Below are 15,672 nucleotides of genomic sequence, written 5' to 3'. Positions count from 1 at the left end.
GTCTGAGAATTCGGCTGCCACAAGTTTGCCACAGCCGCGCACGGCTCCATCCGGACTGGCGGAGGACGACAAGCGGGGTGGCCTCGGCAGGCCCCTGTCCGGAATCTCCCTGAGCTGCGAGATCCTTGACTTTCGGCCCCAAAGGACTATCCCCAGCGGCGGGAAACCTCTCCCCACCGAGAGGCAGCTATCTGGAAGGATAGACTATGACTGTAGCGAAGCCCGCTTCGCGGCCGAATGCGCCGCAATTCTCCTCCGGCCCCTGCGCGAAGCGCCCCGGCTGGTCCCCCGAAAATCTCAAGGACGCCCCGCTCGGCCGCTCGCATCGCGCGAAGGTCGGCAAGGCCAAGCTCAAGCTCGCGATCGACCTGACCCGCGACGTGCTCGAGGTCCCCGCCGACTACAAGATCGGCATTGTCCCCGCTTCCGATACCGGCGCCGTCGAGATGGCGCTGTGGTCGCTGCTCGGGCCGCGTCCCGTCACCACGCTCGCCTGGGAATCGTTCGGCGACGGCTGGGTCGGCGACGTCACCAAGGAGCTCAAGCTCCCGAACGTCACCAAGCTCAAGGCTGGTTACGGCGAAATTCCCGACCTCTCCAAGGTCGATTGCAACACCGACGTCGTCTTCACCTGGAACGGCACCACCTCCGGCGTGCGCGTCCCGAACGCCGACTGGATCAAGGCCGACCGTGAAGGCCTGACCATCTGCGACGCCACCTCGGCCGCCTTCGCGCAGCCGCTGGATTGGCCGAAGCTCGATGTCGTCACCTTCTCCTGGCAGAAGGCGCTCGGCGGCGAAGCCGCGCACGGCATGCTGATCCTCAGCCCGCGCGCCGTGGAACGTCTCGAGAGCTACACGCCGAGCTGGCCGATGCCGAAGATCTTCCGCCTCACCAAGGGCGGCAAGCTGATCGAGGGCATCTTCCAGGGCGAGACCATCAACACGCCGTCGATGCTCTGCGTCGAGGACTACATCGACGCGCTCAACTGGGCGAAGTCGATGGGCGGCCTCAAGGGCCTGATCGCCCGTGCCGACGCCAACACCAAGGTGCTGACCGACTGGCAAGCGAAGGCCAAGTGGGCCGACTTCCTGGCCGCGGATCCGGCGATCCGCTCGAATACGTCGGTGTGCCTCAAGGTCGTCGATCCGGCGATCACCGCCTTGTCGCCCGAAGCCCAGGCCGACTTCGCCAAGAAGCTGGTCGCGGTGGTCGAGAAGGAAGGTGCCGGCTACGATCTCGGCGCCTATCGCGACGCCCCGGCCGGTCTGCGCATCTGGTGCGGCGCCACGGTGGAAGCCGCCGACGTCGCCACGCTGACGCAGTGGCTCGACTACGCGTTCGAGACCACCAAGGCCGGCCTGTCGCAGGCGGCGTAGTTCGTCACCCTCCCCTGGAGGGGGAGGGTCGACGCACCATAGGTGCGGCGGGGTGGGGTGACAGACTCTCCCCGCCCTCGGATTCCAATTTCCATTCTCGATGCTTTCATCCCACCCCGGCGCTACGCGCCGACCCTTCCCTCGAGGGGAGGGTAAGGAGACATCCCATGACCGCTCCCAAAGTCCTCATTTCCGACGCGCTGTCGGAAGCCGCCGTGCAGATCTTCAAGGATCGCGGCATCGACGTCGATTTCCAGCCGGCGCTCGGCAAAGACAAAGAGAAGCTCGCCGAGATCATCGGCAACTATGACGGCCTCGCGATCCGCTCCGCCACCAAGGCAACCGCGAAGATCCTCGAGAAGGCGTCGAAGCTCAAGGTGATCGGCCGCGCCGGCATCGGCGTCGACAACGTCGAGATTCCCGCGGCGACCGCCAAGGGCATCATCGTGATGAACACGCCGTTCGGCAATTCGATCACCACCGCCGAGCACGCCATCACCATGATGCTGTCGCTGGCCCGCGAGATCCCCGCCGCCGACGCCTCGACCCAGGCCGGCAAGTGGGAGAAGAACCGCTTCATGGGCGTCGAGATCACCGCCAAGACGCTCGGCGTGATCGGCTGCGGCAATATCGGCTCGATCGTCGCCGACCGCGCGCTCGGCCTGAAGATGAAGGTGATCGCGTTCGATCCGTTCCTGTCGCCGGAGCGCGCCAAGGACATCGGCGTCGAGAAGGTCGAGCTCGAGGACATCTTCAAGCGCGCCGACTTCATCACGCTGCACACCCCGCTCACCGACAAGACCAAGAACATCATCGACGCGGCCGCGATCGCCAAGATGAAGAAGGGCGTGCGCATCATCAATTGCGCCCGCGGCGGTCTGGTCGATGAAGCCGCGCTCGCCGAAGCGTTGAAGTCCGGCCATGTCGCCGGCGCGGCGTTCGACGTGTTCTCCGAAGAGCCGGCAACCACCAACGTGCTGTTCGGCCTGCCCAACGTGATCTGCACCCCGCATCTCGGCGCGTCGACCACCGAAGCGCAGGAGAACGTCGCGCTGCAGGTCGCCGAGCAGATGAGCGACTACCTGCTCAGCGGCGCCATCACCAACGCGGTCAACTTCCCGTCGATCACCGCCGAAGAAGCCCCGAAGCTGAAGCCGTTCATCGAGCTGGCCGAGAAGCTCGGCTCGTTCGCCGGCCAGCTCACCGACACCGGCATCACCAAGGTTACCATCACCTACGAGGGTGAGGTTGCCGAGATGAAGATCAAGGCGCTGACCTCGGCCGTGCTGAGCGGCCTGCTGCGGCCGATGCTGGGCGACATCAACGTCGTCTCAGCGCCGGTGATCGCCAAGGAGCGCGGCATGGTGGTGGACGAGGTCGTCCGCGCCGCCGAAAGCGACTACGAGAGCCTGATCACGCTGACGGTCGCGACCGATAAGCAGGAACGCTCGGTGTCCGGCACGGTCTATGCCGACGGCAAGCCGCGCCTGGTCGACATCAAGGGCATCCGCGTCGACGCCGAGTTCGGCAAGTCGATGATCTACGTCACCAACGAAGACAAGCCGGGCTTCATCGGCAAGTTCGCCAGCCTGCTCGGCGACGCCAAGGTCAACATCGCGACCTTCAACCTCGGCCGTCACAGCGAAGGCGGCGACGCCATCGCGCTGGTGACGATCGACGGCGCGGCCCCGGCCGACGTCATCGCCAAGGTGCAGGAGCTGCCGCAGGTGAAGCAGGCCAAGGCGCTGGTGTTCTGATAGCTGCGGTTTGTCCTCCGGGCCTCGTGGTCCGGACGTGAAACGTTCGTTGCGAAAATCCCTCCCCTCGGGGAGGGATTTTTTTGTTTACGCTGGATTCATCTCCGGCCGCGCTCCGATCGAGCCGGCCGCACTGCGGTAACACTCCGGGAACATTTCACCCGTAATTGTACAAGGCGCTCATTTCGCGCCTCGGTTGGCGCGCCTTTGTACCGTCGGAGGCTTCGTTGAAATTTTCCAATCTTCGTATCACCCCCAAGCTCGGCCTCTTGATCGGGGGGACATTGCTGGGCCTCTGCCTTGCCGGCCTGTTCGCCGGCTACATGATGAAGCGCGAAATGCTGACCGCGCGGTTCGAGCAGACCAAGGCGATCGCCGAGATGGGCCGCAATCTGGCGCTCGGGCTGCAGAAGCAGGTCGATGCGGGAGAGCTCACCAGGGAGGCGGCGCTCGCCCAGTTCGCGCGCGACGCCAGCATGCTGACCTACGATAACGGCCAGGGCTATCTGTTCGCCTACACCATGGACGGCCTGACCATCGCGACACCGGACAAGAAGGCGATCGGCACCAACCGCATGAACACGCCGACCGGCGACCGCTATCTGGTGCGCGAGCTGCGCGACGGCGTCGCCGCCAAGGGCGACGTGACGCTGCATTACGACTTCCGCCGGCCCGGCACCGACGAGAACATCCGCAAGATCTCCTACGGCGTGGCGATCCCGGGCTGGAACATGTTCGTCGGCACCGGCGCTTACCTCGACGATATCGACGCCAAGCTGCGGCCGATCTTCTGGACGCTCGGCGTCTCGGTGCTGGCGATCGCGCTGATCGCCGGCCTGTTCGCGCTGCTGATCTCGCGCAGCATCACCCGTCCGCTCGGCCGGCTCGGCGCGCGGATGCAGTCGCTCGCCGGCGGCCAGCTCGACGAGCCGATTCCCGGCATCGAGCGCGGCGACGAAGTCGGCGAAATGGCGAAGACGGTCCAGGTGTTCAAGGACAACGCGCTGCGCATCCGCGGCCTCGAGCAGCAGGAGCAGGAGGCACAGCAGCGCACCGCGGCGGAGCGGCGGGCGCTGATGCAGAGCATCGCCGACGATTTCGAGCGCAGCGTCAAGGGCGTGGTGCAGAGCGTGGCCGACGCGACTCACGAGCTGCAGGCGACCGCGCAGTCGATGACCTCGACCGCGTCGGACGCCAGCTCGCGCGCCGCCGCGGTCGGCGCGGCCTCCGATGCCTCCGCCGGCATGGTCGGCACCGTCGCCTCGGCTTCGGAAGAACTCTCCGCGTCGGTTCAGGAGATCTCCCGCCAGGTCGAGCAATCCCGCACCATCGCCGGCAAAGCGGTCAACGACGCCGAGCACACCAACGAGACGGTGATGCAGCTTTCGGTCAGTGCCGAGAAGATCGGCGAGGTCGTGCAGCTGATTCACTCGATCGCGTCGCAGACCAATCTGCTGGCCCTCAACGCCACCATCGAGGCGGCGCGCGCCGGCGAGTCCGGCCGCGGCTTCGCGGTCGTGGCGTCGGAAGTGAAGGCGCTGGCGAGCCAGACCGCGAAGGCGACCGAAGAGATTTCGGCACAGGTGTCGGCGATGCAGTCCTCGACCGCCAACGCCGTGCAGTCGATCAGCGGCATCACGTCGACGATCGGCCAGATGAGCGAGATCACCATGGCGATCTCGTCGGCGGTCGAACAGCAGGGCGCGGCGACGCGCGATATCGCCCGCAACATCCAGTCGGTCGCGGCGGGATCGAGCGAGATCAGCAGCCACATCGGCGGCGTCAGCGCCGCCGCATCGGCGACGGGCGACGCGGCCTCGCAGGTGCTGGCGCATGCCGGTGCGCTCGACAGCCAGTCCGGTGCGCTGCAATCGGCGGTCGATGACTTCCTGCACAAGGTTCGCGCCGCCTGATCTCCATTCGCTGCGGTCAGCTTCGGCTGGCTGCCTGCAAGTCACACGACGCCGCCCTTCGGGGCGGCGTTTTGCTGCGATGTCCGGGATACCACCCTCGGGTTTTTAAGGGTTCGTATCGTAAAGGAACCGAAAATCAATCTCGATAACTATGCCGCACGCAATGCTTGCGTGCGGAGTCATCCTGGTGAAATTCAGCAATCTTCGAATCACCCCGAAGCTGGGCATTATCGTTGCGGTCGCGATGGTTGGTCTCGCAATGGCCGGTCTGTTTGCCGCCTCGACCCTGAAGAGGGAAATGCTGGAGGCGCGGGTCGACCAGACCAAGGCGATCGTCGAGAGCGCCGTCTCCATGGCGGCCGGTCTGCAGAAGCAGGTCGACGCCGGGCAACTCACCAAGGACGCCGCGATCGCCGACTTCGTGCGCCTCGCCCCGACGATGACTTACGATAAGGGCGTCGGCTATCTGTTCGTCTACAAGATGGACGGCACCGTGGTGTATCTGCCCGGATTCAAGGCCGGTACCAACCGCCTCGACGCGCTGGTCAATGGAAGGCCTTTGACGCGCGAACTGCGCGATGGCGTCGCCGCCAAGGGCGCCCATCTGATGTTCTACGAATTCCAGAAGCCGAACTCCCAGGAGTTGCAGCGCAAGCTCGGCTACGTGGTGGCGCTTCCCGGCTGGGACATGTTCGTCGGCTCCGGCGCTTATCTGGACGACATCGATGACAAGCTCCGTCCGATTCTGTGGGGGCTCGCCGCCGCCATCATCGCGATCGGCGCGGTCTGCTCGCTGATCGCCTGGCTGCTCGGCCGCAGCATCACCAAGCCGCTCGGTGCGCTGGGCGCGCGCATGACGTCGCTCGCGGGTGGCGAACTCGACGGCGCCATTCCAGGCGTCGAGCGTGGCGACGAAGTCGGGGAGATGGCCAAGACGGTGCAGGTTTTCAAGGACAATGCGTTGCGGATTCGCGGTCTCGAGCAGCAGGAGCAGGAGGCGCAGCAGCGCGCCGCGGCCGAACGCAGGGCGCTGATGCAGAGCATCGCCGACGATTTCGAGCGCAGCGTGCACGGCGTGGTGCAGAGCGTCGGATTGGCGACGCGGGAGATGCAGCAGACCGCGCAGTCGATGACGTCCACCGCGTCGGATGCGAGCGTGCGTGCCGCCGCGGTCGGCGCGGCCTCGGATGCATCCGCCGGCATGGTCGGCACCGTCGCCTCGGCTTCGGAAGAACTGTCCGCGTCGGTTCACGAGATCTCGCGGCAGGTGCAGCAGTCGCGGGAGATCGCCGGCAAGGCGGTCAGCGATGCCGAGCACACCAACGAGACGGTGATGCAGCTCTCGGTCAGCGCCGAGAAGATCGGCGAGGTCGTGCAGCTGATTCACTCGATCGCGTCGCAGACCAACCTGCTGGCGCTCAACGCCACCATCGAGGCGGCGCGCGCCGGCGAGTCCGGCCGCGGCTTCGCCGTGGTGGCGAGCGAGGTGAAGGCGCTGGCGAGCCAGACCGCGAAGGCGACCGAAGAGATTTCGGCGCAGGTGTCGGCGATGCAGTCCTCGACCGCCAACGCCGTGCAGTCGATCAGTGGCATCACCTCGACGATCGGCCAGATGAGCGAGATCACCATGGCGATCTCGTCGGCGGTCGAACAGCAGGGCGCGGCGACACGCGATATCGCCCGCAATATCCAGTCGGTCGCGGCGGGATCGAGCGAGATCAGCAGCCACATCGGCGGAGTCAGCGCCGCCGCATCGGCGACCGGCGACGCGGCCTCGCAGGTGCTGTCGCACGCTGGGGCCCTCGACAGCCAGTCCGGCGCGCTGCGCTCCGCGGTCGAGGACTTTCTGCAGAAGGTGCGCGCGGCCTAACGGATCGAGCAGCGATGCTGCGATGCGGCATCGCTCGTTTCGCGCAGACGTGACTGCTGTGTGAGCGCATCACGCTTGAACCGGCGCGTGCAACAGCGCGACTATTCAAAGGCTGGGGGCATGCCTGCCGAACCGAAAGGGAGCGCATGCCGATATCGTTGCAAGGGACTGTTGCGTTCGAACCGGAGTTCGTCGGCAACCTGAATATGCTGACCCGCACGATGATCGCGCGCGGGCTCGATCCCGATGAGTTCGTGATCAGCAAGGATATCGCGAGCGCCCCGACGCTGCCGTTCGTCGGGCCGATCGCCTATGATTACATCGTCGTCAGCGGCGAAGACGAATTCGCCGTCACCGAAACCGGCGACCAGTGCTTCCTCGAACGCTTTCTCCACCACATCGGCGACACCGCCGACGAAGCCGCGCCATTGGTCCAACCGGGCATGTTCGCCCGCCTGTCACGCTGGATGTCGCCGGCGGCCTGAGGGCCTCGTCATTGCGAGAAGCGAAGCGACGAAGCAATCCATGGCACGCTGACCGCGCGACTGGATTGCTTCGCGGAGCCTCTGCCCGGACGGCGCGAAGCGGCGATCCGGGTGCTCGCAAGGACGGCGACGAATGCCGTCCGCTTACTTCGCCTTCAGGAAGTCCGCGACTTCGAGCAGCACGAACTCGTTGTCGTCGGCCTTGTTGGGATCGCGGCTCGACGAGAACGGCAGGTTGTTGTCGTTGCCGACGATGATGTGCGTTTCGTCGACCTTGTCGACATTCTCGATGGTGAAGAACGGGAACGCCAGCGCGCCGTCGGTCAGCGGCTTGCGGGCCTTCTTGTTCGGATCGCGGATCTTCATCAGGTCGATGTAGCCGACCTTGCGGACCGGCTGGCCGGCCGTCGCGTCGCTGAGCTCGATCTTGAACACGCGCTTGAACTTGGCGAGGTCATTGAAGCAATCGGTGCCCGTCTTGCCTTCGGGGCAGGCCTTGTCCTTGGTGCCTTCGCCATTGTCGCGTTCGATCACCAGGCCGAAGCGGTCGTCGATCATGTTGAAGTCGCCGATCGCGTTGCCGTTCTGCTCGAACACGTACTTCCAGGAGCGGCCGGTGAACTTCTCCGCCTTTACGTCGAATTCGAGGATGCGCGAGGCTTCCTTGCCGTCGACCTTTTCCCAATCCTTCTTGTCGGCGTCCCACAGCGGGCCTTCGAGCAGGCCGTACAGGAACTTGCCGTCCTTCGAAGCGGCGAAGCCTTCGTAGCCCTTCGAGCGCTTGAGGTTGACGCCCGTGTAGGTCGCGCCCGGCGCGCCCGGCGACTGCACCGACCAATGGTCGGGCGACTTGATCGGCTTGCCGTCGGCCTGCGATTCGAACACCGCCAGCACCTTGCCGGTGAGGTCGGTTTTCAGGATGTACGGACCGAATTCGTCGCCGATCCAGAAATTGTCGCCGATGATCTGGAAGCCTTCGGTGTCGAAGTCAGCGCCGGTCAGATAGCGCTTGTCGGTGTCCTCGTGGACGATGCGGAACGGCACCTTCTTGTCCGGGTCGTGCAGGAACACGGTCTGCTTGCGCTCGACCGCGCCGTTCTGCCAATCGATCTTGTAGTTGTCGAGGTACAGCATCGAGTCGGCCGAGTTGTAGCGCGAGCCGAAGCCGTTATCGGTCAGCACCCAGAACGTGCCGTCGGGCATCGTCTTGATGCCGGAATGGCCCTGCAGCGGCTGGCCCTTGAACGGGGTCGACAGGCCGGTCGGACGACCGTTGGACTTGCCCTCGACGCTGCCGATCTCGGTGACGCGCTTGCCGGTGATGTACTTGCCGGACGTCTTGAGGTCGGCCGGCGCATCGGCCGGGGCATCGATGAAGGTCGCGGCGGGCAGCACGGCGTGGCCGGCCAGCGTCGCCGGGAATTCGCCTTCGGATTGCGCCAGCGCACCGGATGACGCCAGCGCCAGCACCGCGACGGAACCGAGCAGCAATTTTCGCATGGGAAAGCCTCCTGTGTGGTCGATCGCGGACTTGTGGCGGCGGCGGATCACACGCGGCTGACGTTTCGGTGAAGCGGCGATGACGGTCCCTGCGGCGAAATGCCGGCCCGGGGCGCTGCTTTGACACGGCCAGCGCCCCGGCGTAGAGATTAGAACCGTTCTAAAATACCGTGAGCTGTAGCAGATGAAGGCGTTTTCCGACCTGAGCGAGCGCGAGATCCTGGCCGTTGCGATTTCCGGAGAGGAGGAGGACAGCCGGATCTACCTTGCCTTCGCCGAGGACCTTGCCGACCGCTATCCGGATTCCGCGAAGGTGTTCAGGGAGATGGCCCAGCAGGAGAAGGGCCACCGGCACATGCTGCTGCGGATGTATGAGGAGCGGTTCGGGCCCGATCTGCCGCCGATCCGCCGCGAGGATGTCAAAGGCTTCATCCGCCGCCGACCGATCTGGCTGACCCGCAACCTGCCGCTCGAGCGCATCCGCAAGGAAGCCGAGACCATGGAGTTCGAGGCGCAGCGCTTCTACGAGCGCGCCGCCGAGCGTGCCACCGACGTCCACATCCGCAAGCTGCTCACCGACCTCGCCGAATTCGAGAAGCGCCACGAGCAGCGCGCGACGCAGCTCACCGATCGCATCCTCACCCCCGACGCGCGCAGCGCCGAAGACCACACCGCGCGGCGGATGTTCGTGCTGCAATACGTCCAGCCCGGCCTCGCGGGGCTGATGGACGGCTCGGTGTCGACGCTGGCGCCGCTGTTCGCCGCGGCCTTTGCGACGCATCAGAACTGGCCGACCTTCCTGGTCGGCCTCGCGGCGTCGATCGGCGCCGGCATCTCGATGGGCTTTGCCGAGGCGCTGTCGGACGACGGCTCGATGACCGGCCGCGGCTCGCCCTGGCTGCGCGGCGGCATCTGCGGCCTGATGACCACGATCGGCGGCCTCGGCCACACGCTGCCTTATCTGGTGCCGGACACCTGGGCCAACGCGTTCTGGATCGCGACCGCCATCGCCAGTCTGGTGGTGTTCGTCGAACTCTGGGCGATCGCCTATATCCGCGCCAAGTACATGGACACGCCGTTCCTGCACGCCGTGTTTCAGATCGTACTCGGCGGCGTCATCGTGCTGGCCGTGGGGATATTGATCGGCGGCGCGTAATTCGGATTCGACGATGGTAGGACGGTATTGCTACTAGGGCGGGAAATTAACCGAAACTGATCCAATTGTAACTATCCTCCAATACCGACGATTATTCGGGTACCGGCATTTTCAAAGACGAATACTGCCGCTCGGTTTGACGCGAGCCCGCCATTGCGAAGGGCTCCGGGCGCCGAGCCGTGCCCTACGGACCAGCGCATATTGGGGGCTCACCATGTTGAAGATCAGGATTCTGTTGCCGCTCGTCGTGGCGGCGCTGGCGTTGACGGCGATCGTGTTCGCCGGGCTGGAGGCGCGGGACGCCTTCTTGCGAAGGCAACGGTCGGAAGCGTTCCTGTCCGTCAACCGCATCTCGCTTCTGCTGCTGAAGAGCGCCGGTCATTGGGCGCTCGAGCGCGGCCAAACCAATTCGGCGCTGAGTGCGCCCGCCGCGGCGGACAGCACGCGCCGCGGCGCGCTGGATCAGGCGCGGCGCGAGGGCGACGCGGCGTTCGATGAAGCCATCGTGGCGATCCAGCAGGTGCCCGAAATGGCCGCCGGCGCCGCCGCGATCGCCGACGCGCAGCGGGCAATGGCCGCCCACAAGGAGTTGCGGAGCAGGATCGATCAGGCGATCGACCTGCCGGCGGCCGGCCGCGATCCTCAGCTGGTGCGGAGCGCGTTTGCCGCGATGACCCGCAGCATCGATAGCTCCGCGACCTCGCTGCGGCAGACTCTGGAAACGCTGACCGACGCGCCGTCGGCGCCGCTGTCGAAGATGGTGACGATGCGGCATCTGGTGTCGGTGATGGGCGAGAACGCCGGCCGCGAGCGCGGCTATCTCGTCGGGCTGGTCAGCGCCAGAGCGAAGCTCTCGGCCGACAACATTCGCGATCTCGCCGGCTTCCGCGGCCAGATTGATCTCGCCTGGCCGATGATCACGACGCTGAGGCAGCGCGCCGACACGCCGCGAGAGGTGGCGGCCGCGATCGAGAGCGTCGAGGCCGGTTACTTCGGCGCTTACGGCAAGATCCGCGGCGATGTGCTCGCCGCGGGCGACAGCGGCAACTACCCGCTCGCCGGCCCTGATTACTTCGCCAAGGCGACGGCGGGCGTCGATTCGATCCTGTCGCTGGCGCGGGCGATTGGGACCGAGGCCGATGCCGAAGCCGCCCAGGATGCCGCGCGCAGCACCTCGCGTCTGATCACCGCTTTGGTGGCGCTCGGCGGCGCGCTGGCGCTGGTGCTGGTCAGCCTGTGGATCACCTTCATCCGCATTCTGCGGCCGCTCACCGAGCTCGGCGGCGCGCTCCGCAAGCTGGCGCAGGGGCAGCTCGACCTGGTACTGCCGGGGCTCGACCGCAAGGACGAGATCGGCGACATGGCGCAGGCCGTCGAGGCGCTCAAGGTGCACGCCGCCGCCAAGGCGCGCGAGGAAGCCGAAGCCAAGATGCAGCAGGAGTCGCAGGCCGCCGCACAGCGCCGCGCCGACATGCACAAGCTCGCCGACGACTTCGAAGGCGCCGTCGGTGAGATCATCGAGACGGTGTCGTCGGCCGCGACCGAACTCAACGCTTCGGCCGAGACGCTGAGCAGCAACGCCGCGCATGCCCAGCATCTCACCGTGCAGGTCGCCAGCGCCTCGGAGGAAGCGTCCACCAACGTGCAGTCGGTAGCATCCGCGTCCGAGGAGATGACCGCGTCGGTCGACGAGATCAGCCGGCAGGTGCAGAGCTCGGCGCAGATCGCCGCCGAGGCGGTGCAGCAGGCGGCGCACACCAATCATCGCGTCGAGGCGCTGTCGCAAGCGGCATCGCGCATCGGCGACGTTGTCGAGTTGATCAATTCGATCGCCAGCCAGACCAATCTGCTGGCACTCAACGCGACCATCGAAGCGGCGCGTGCCGGCGAAGCGGGGCGCGGATTTGCGGTCGTCGCCGCCGAGGTCAAGGCGCTTGCCGAACAGACCTCCAAGGCGACGGGGGAGATCGGTCAGCAGGTCGCCAGCATCCAGGCCGCGACGCATGAATCGGTGGACGCCATCAAGGCGATCAGCGGGACGATCGAGCGGATGTCGGAGATCGCCGCGATGATCGCGTCGGCAGTGGAAGAGCAGGGTGCCGCGACGCGCGAGATCTCGCGCAACATCCAGCAGGCGTCCGAAGGCACGCGCGCGGTGTCGGCCAATATCATCGAGGTCGAACACGGTGCCGCCGGCACCGGCACGGCCGCCGCCGAAGTGCTTTCCGCCGCCAATGCGCTGGCCGGCGAAAGCAATCGCCTGAAACTCGAAGTCGGCAAATTCCTGCACACCGTACGGGTGGCGTGAACGGCACCTCGTCCAGAGGTCTCTCCATACGCCTCGACGCTATTGCGAGGAGCGCAGCGACGAAACAATCCAGCCCGGTGTACGACACTGGATTGCTTCGCTGCGCTCGCAATGACGGATGCAGCGGTGCCGATCTGTTTGATTGCCCGCAGCTCTCCTACTGCTTCTCGATCCCGGCCTCGCGCACCAGCTTCTCCCACAGCACGAGCTGATCATCGACGAACTTGCCGAGATCTTCGGGACTGCCTGAGAACGCGTCCATGCCCAGCGTCGCGAGCTTGGCCTTGGTCTCGGGGTCTTCGACGATCTTGCGGATCTCGGTGTTGAGCTTGGTCACGACCTCCTTCGGCGTGCCGGCCGGCGCGAAGTAGCCCTGCCACGAGGTGATGTCGAAATCCGGCACGCCGGCTTCCTGCATCGACGGCAGGTCCGGCACCAGCGGCGAGCGGTCCTTGGTGGTGACCGCGAGCGCGCGTAGCGCGCCGCCCTGGACGTGCGGCAAGCCGGTCAGCACGTCGGTGAACATCATGGTGATGCGGCCGCCGATCACGTCGTTCATCGCCGGCGGCGAGCTCTTGTAGGGCACATGCAGCAGGTCGATGCCGGCCTTGCGGGCGAAGGTCGCGCCCGACACGATCGCCGACGACGAGCCCGACGCGTAGGTCAGCTTGCCCGGATTGGCCTTGGCGTAGGCGATCAGTTCGCCGACCGTCTTGGCCGGCACGTCCGGGTGCACCACCAGCATGAACGGCAGGTCGCCGGTGCGCGCCACCGGGGTGAAGTCCTTCACCGGGTCGTAGGTGAGGTTCTTCAGCAGATACGGGTTGGCCGAATGCGTGGTGTTGGTGGTGACGAACAGCGTGTAGCCGTCGGGCTTGGCGCGCGCCACATAGGTCGCGGCGATCATGCCGTTGGCGCCGGCCTTGTTCTCGATCACCATGCCGACGCCCAGCGCCTGGCCGAGCTTCTGCGAGATCAGCCGTGTCGTGGTGTCAGTGCCGCTGCCCGCCGCGAACGGCAGCACCAGCGTGATGTTGTGGTTGGGGTAGGTCGCGTCGGCGCGCGCCGGCGCGGCGGCGACGTTGGACAACAGCACGGCAGCCACAAACGCGGCGCAGATCGATCGCATCAGAATCCTCCCGGACGTCTTGTTCTTGTCCGCACAGACTGCGCGAAACGGGACGAAAAGGCGAGGCCCCCAAGCACATCATTCCGGGGTCACGAGCGCCCCGGAATGACGGTGTGGGGTGAGAGAAAGAGGGAGGGGCGAACGCCGGCGGTTATCGCCGCGCCGCGATGAACACGCCCGCGATCACCATCGCGTAGCCGGCGAGGTGGAACAGTTCCGGCTTTTCGCCGAGCAGCACGATCGCCATCACCGAGCCGAACACCGGCATCAAATGCAGGAACGGCGCCGAGCGGTTCGGTCCGATCAGCGCGACGCCGCGGTTGAAGCACAGATACGCCAGCGCCGAGGGGAAGATCACCACATACGCCATCGACGCCGTGGTGATCCAGTCGGCGCTCGGCCGGATGCCGGCGGCGAACTCCGCCACCGCGAACGGCAGCAGCAGCAATGCGCCGCCGCCGGTGGTGACGATAATCAGCGACAGCGGATGCGTCACCGGCCGCTTCGGCATCAGCGCCGAATACATCCCGAAGGCGCACAGCGCGCCCGCCACCATCAGGTCGCCGCGGTTGAGCTCGATCCCGGCTAGGGCGAGCAGGTCGCCGCGCAGAATGATGGTGAGGACGCCGAGCAGCGACAGCGCAATGCCGATCGCCTGCGTCCAGGTCAGCCGCACCCCGAACAGCAGCAGCGACCACAGCGCCACGAACAGCGGCCCGGAGGATTGCAGCAGCAGCGCGTTCAGCGCCTGGGTGTATTGCAGGCCCCAATAGGACAGCACGTTGTTGATCGCGAAGCCGGTCGCCGACAGCACGATCATCAACACCCAGTGCTTGCGCAGCTTCGGCCAGTCGCGCCGCAGATACGGCCAGGCGAACGGCAGCAACACCAGCATCGCGCCGATCCAGCGCACGCAGGACATCGCCACCGGCGGAATGTGGCCCGCGACCGCGCGCGCGAGCACGATATTGCCGGCCCAGAACAACGAGGTCAGGCTGAGCAGAAGATAAGGCTGGTCAGTGAGCCAGCCGAAGGCCTTGCGGGACAGGGCGATCAAGCGTCACGGGCGGTTGGAGGGACTGCCAGCCATGCCTGAATTCGGCCGGGCCGCAAAGGCCTGTGGCGGAATGCCGGCATGCGCGGGCAGGGGCCGCCCCGCGCCGCTACGCCTCGGCGGTCTTCTGCCTGCGCGCCGCGATGACGACGCCGGCCAACACCAGGGCATAGCCGACCGCGTGATAGAGATGCGGCCGTTCGCCGAGGAACAGGATCGCCATCGCCGAGCCGAAAACCGGGACGAGGTGGAAGAACGGCGCCGAGCGGTTGGCGCCGATCAGCCGGACGCCGCGGTTGTAACAGAGATAGGCCAGGATCGACGGGAAGATCGAGACGTAACCGACCGCCGCCACGTTGGTGACGTCGAACACCGGCGCCGGTTTCACCGAGAGTTCCCAGATCAGCGGCGGGATCAGAAACAGCGCGCCGCAGCCGAAGGTGAAGGCGAGGAACGACAGGCCGTGGATCGCCGGCCGCTTCTGCGACAGCGCGGTGAACAGGCCGAACGCCGCCATCGCGCCGAGAAACAACAGGTCGCCGTAGTTCAGATCGATCGCGGCCAGTTCGGCGATGTTGCCGTGCAGGATGATCACCGCCACGCCGATCATCGATGCGAACGCGCCGATCGCCTGGGCCAGCGTCATCCGGACGCCGAGCACGATCAGCGCCCAGATCGCAACGAACAGCGGCCCGGTCGATTGGAGCAGCAGCACGTTGAGGGCCGTGGTGTATTGCAGCGACGTGTATTGCAGCGTGTTGAAGGTGCTGATCCCGATGATCGACACCACCACCATCAGCCTGATGTGGCGACGGATCATCATCCGGTCGGTCACGAGGTGACGCCAGGCGAACGGAATCACGATCAGGAACGCGACGCTCCAGCGCAGGAACGACAGCGTCACCGGAGGAAAGTGGCCGGCGATGAAGCGTCCGACGATGGCGTTGCCGGCCCAGAACAGCGACGTCAGGCTGAGCAGGAGATAAGGCTGGTCGGCGAGACGCGCGAGCGGGCTTGGGGCGGAGGTCACGATGGGCTGCTTTGCTGAGGAACAAGGCGACTTGTGCCCAAATCCGCGGCTTTCGCAACCCCGTCGCAAGCATCCGCCCCATGCGCCGCCG

General features: G+C 66.0%; 11 protein-coding genes. 7 read left to right on the top strand and 4 right to left on the bottom strand.

The features are described from left to right. Nucleotides 1-206: 206 nt before the first annotated feature. The 5 genes from ACFFJ6_RS15475 (at nucleotide 207) to ACFFJ6_RS15455 (ending at nucleotide 7,404) form a co-directional block, all read left to right on the top strand. A complete protein-coding gene (locus ACFFJ6_RS15475) occupies nucleotides 207-1,379 on the top strand; it encodes a phosphoserine transaminase (protein ID WP_378389221.1) in 1,173 nt (390 codons plus the stop codon). A gap of 167 nt (nucleotides 1,380-1,546) precedes the next feature. Then, entirely contained in the window at nucleotides 1,547-3,136 is a 1,590-nt protein-coding gene (gene serA / locus ACFFJ6_RS15470; protein ID WP_378389219.1) for a phosphoglycerate dehydrogenase, read from the top strand. Nucleotides 3,137-3,363: 227 nt separating this feature from the next. Next, nucleotides 3,364-5,049: a methyl-accepting chemotaxis protein gene (locus tag ACFFJ6_RS15465; RefSeq protein ID WP_378389217.1), complete on the top strand. Its 1,686-nt coding sequence runs from the start codon at nucleotides 3,364-3,366 to the stop codon at nucleotides 5,047-5,049. A 187-nt stretch (nucleotides 5,050-5,236) separates the two neighbouring features. Further along, complete coding sequence (locus ACFFJ6_RS15460; RefSeq protein WP_378389215.1) at nucleotides 5,237-6,919, top strand: methyl-accepting chemotaxis protein; 1,683 nt, start codon at nucleotides 5,237-5,239, stop codon at nucleotides 6,917-6,919. Between the two features lie 146 nt (nucleotides 6,920-7,065). Beyond that, nucleotides 7,066-7,404 carry a hypothetical protein gene (locus tag ACFFJ6_RS15455; RefSeq protein ID WP_378389213.1) on the top strand — a complete coding sequence of 113 codons (339 nt, stop codon included), beginning with the start codon at nucleotides 7,066-7,068 and terminating at the stop codon, nucleotides 7,402-7,404. Between the two features lie 144 nt (nucleotides 7,405-7,548). Here ACFFJ6_RS15455 and ACFFJ6_RS15450 read toward each other — a convergent pair whose 3' ends face one another. Next, complete coding sequence (locus ACFFJ6_RS15450) at nucleotides 7,549-8,904, bottom strand: esterase-like activity of phytase family protein (protein WP_378389211.1); 1,356 nt, start codon at nucleotides 8,902-8,904, stop codon at nucleotides 7,549-7,551. 184 nt (nucleotides 8,905-9,088) lie between these two features. Between ACFFJ6_RS15450 and mbfA the strand changes: the two genes are divergently transcribed. Both mbfA and ACFFJ6_RS15440 read left to right on the top strand, forming a co-directional pair. Continuing rightward, nucleotides 9,089-10,060, top strand: a complete 972-nt coding sequence (gene mbfA, locus ACFFJ6_RS15445) for an iron exporter MbfA (protein ID WP_378389209.1) — start codon at nucleotides 9,089-9,091, stop codon at nucleotides 10,058-10,060. Nucleotides 10,061-10,274: 214 nt separating this feature from the next. After that, nucleotides 10,275-12,368 carry a methyl-accepting chemotaxis protein gene (locus ACFFJ6_RS15440; RefSeq protein ID WP_378389207.1) on the top strand — a complete coding sequence of 698 codons (2,094 nt, stop codon included), beginning with the start codon at nucleotides 10,275-10,277 and terminating at the stop codon, nucleotides 12,366-12,368. Between the two features lie 157 nt (nucleotides 12,369-12,525). Here the strand turns inward: ACFFJ6_RS15440 and ACFFJ6_RS15435 are convergent, their stop codons facing one another. The 3 genes from ACFFJ6_RS15435 to ACFFJ6_RS15425 all read right to left on the bottom strand — a co-directional run bounded on the left by ACFFJ6_RS15435 (nucleotide 12,526) and on the right by ACFFJ6_RS15425 (nucleotide 15,581). Next, nucleotides 12,526-13,497, bottom strand: a complete 972-nt coding sequence (locus tag ACFFJ6_RS15435; RefSeq protein WP_378389205.1) for a Bug family tripartite tricarboxylate transporter substrate binding protein — start codon at nucleotides 13,495-13,497, stop codon at nucleotides 12,526-12,528. A gap of 151 nt (nucleotides 13,498-13,648) precedes the next feature. Beyond that, nucleotides 13,649-14,554 (bottom strand): DMT family transporter, encoded by a 906-nt coding sequence (locus tag ACFFJ6_RS15430; RefSeq protein ID WP_378389203.1) that lies wholly within the window; start codon nucleotides 14,552-14,554, stop codon nucleotides 13,649-13,651. A 106-nt stretch (nucleotides 14,555-14,660) separates the two neighbouring features. Next, nucleotides 14,661-15,581 carry a DMT family transporter gene (locus ACFFJ6_RS15425; protein ID WP_378389201.1) on the bottom strand — a complete coding sequence of 307 codons (921 nt, stop codon included), beginning with the start codon at nucleotides 15,579-15,581 and terminating at the stop codon, nucleotides 14,661-14,663. Nucleotides 15,582-15,672 lie beyond the last annotated feature (91 nt).

Origin of the sequence: Rhodopseudomonas telluris (assembly GCF_042432815.1) — a bacterium.
Classification (GTDB): domain Bacteria; phylum Pseudomonadota; class Alphaproteobacteria; order Rhizobiales; family Xanthobacteraceae; genus Rhodopseudomonas; species Rhodopseudomonas telluris.
This window is presented reverse-complemented; position numbering and strand designations above follow the sequence as displayed.

What these genes read in the sequence shown, in the direction of transcription:
- ACFFJ6_RS15475 (WP_378389221.1), top strand. Translation starts at nt 207, where the DNA reads ATGACTGTAGCGAAGCCCGCTTCGCGGCCGAATGCGCCGCAATTCTCC.
- serA (WP_378389219.1), top strand. Translation starts at nt 1,547, where the DNA reads ATGACCGCTCCCAAAGTCCTCATTTCCGACGCGCTGTCGGAAGCCGCC.
- ACFFJ6_RS15455 (WP_378389213.1), top strand. Translation starts at nt 7,066, where the DNA reads ATGCCGATATCGTTGCAAGGGACTGTTGCGTTCGAACCGGAGTTCGTC.
- ACFFJ6_RS15450 (WP_378389211.1), bottom strand. Translation starts at nt 8,904, where the DNA reads ATGCGAAAATTGCTGCTCGGTTCCGTCGCGGTGCTGGCGCTGGCGTCA.
- mbfA (WP_378389209.1), top strand. Translation starts at nt 9,089, where the DNA reads ATGAAGGCGTTTTCCGACCTGAGCGAGCGCGAGATCCTGGCCGTTGCG.
- ACFFJ6_RS15440 (WP_378389207.1), top strand. Translation starts at nt 10,275, where the DNA reads ATGTTGAAGATCAGGATTCTGTTGCCGCTCGTCGTGGCGGCGCTGGCG.
- ACFFJ6_RS15435 (WP_378389205.1), bottom strand. Translation starts at nt 13,497, where the DNA reads ATGCGATCGATCTGCGCCGCGTTTGTGGCTGCCGTGCTGTTGTCCAAC.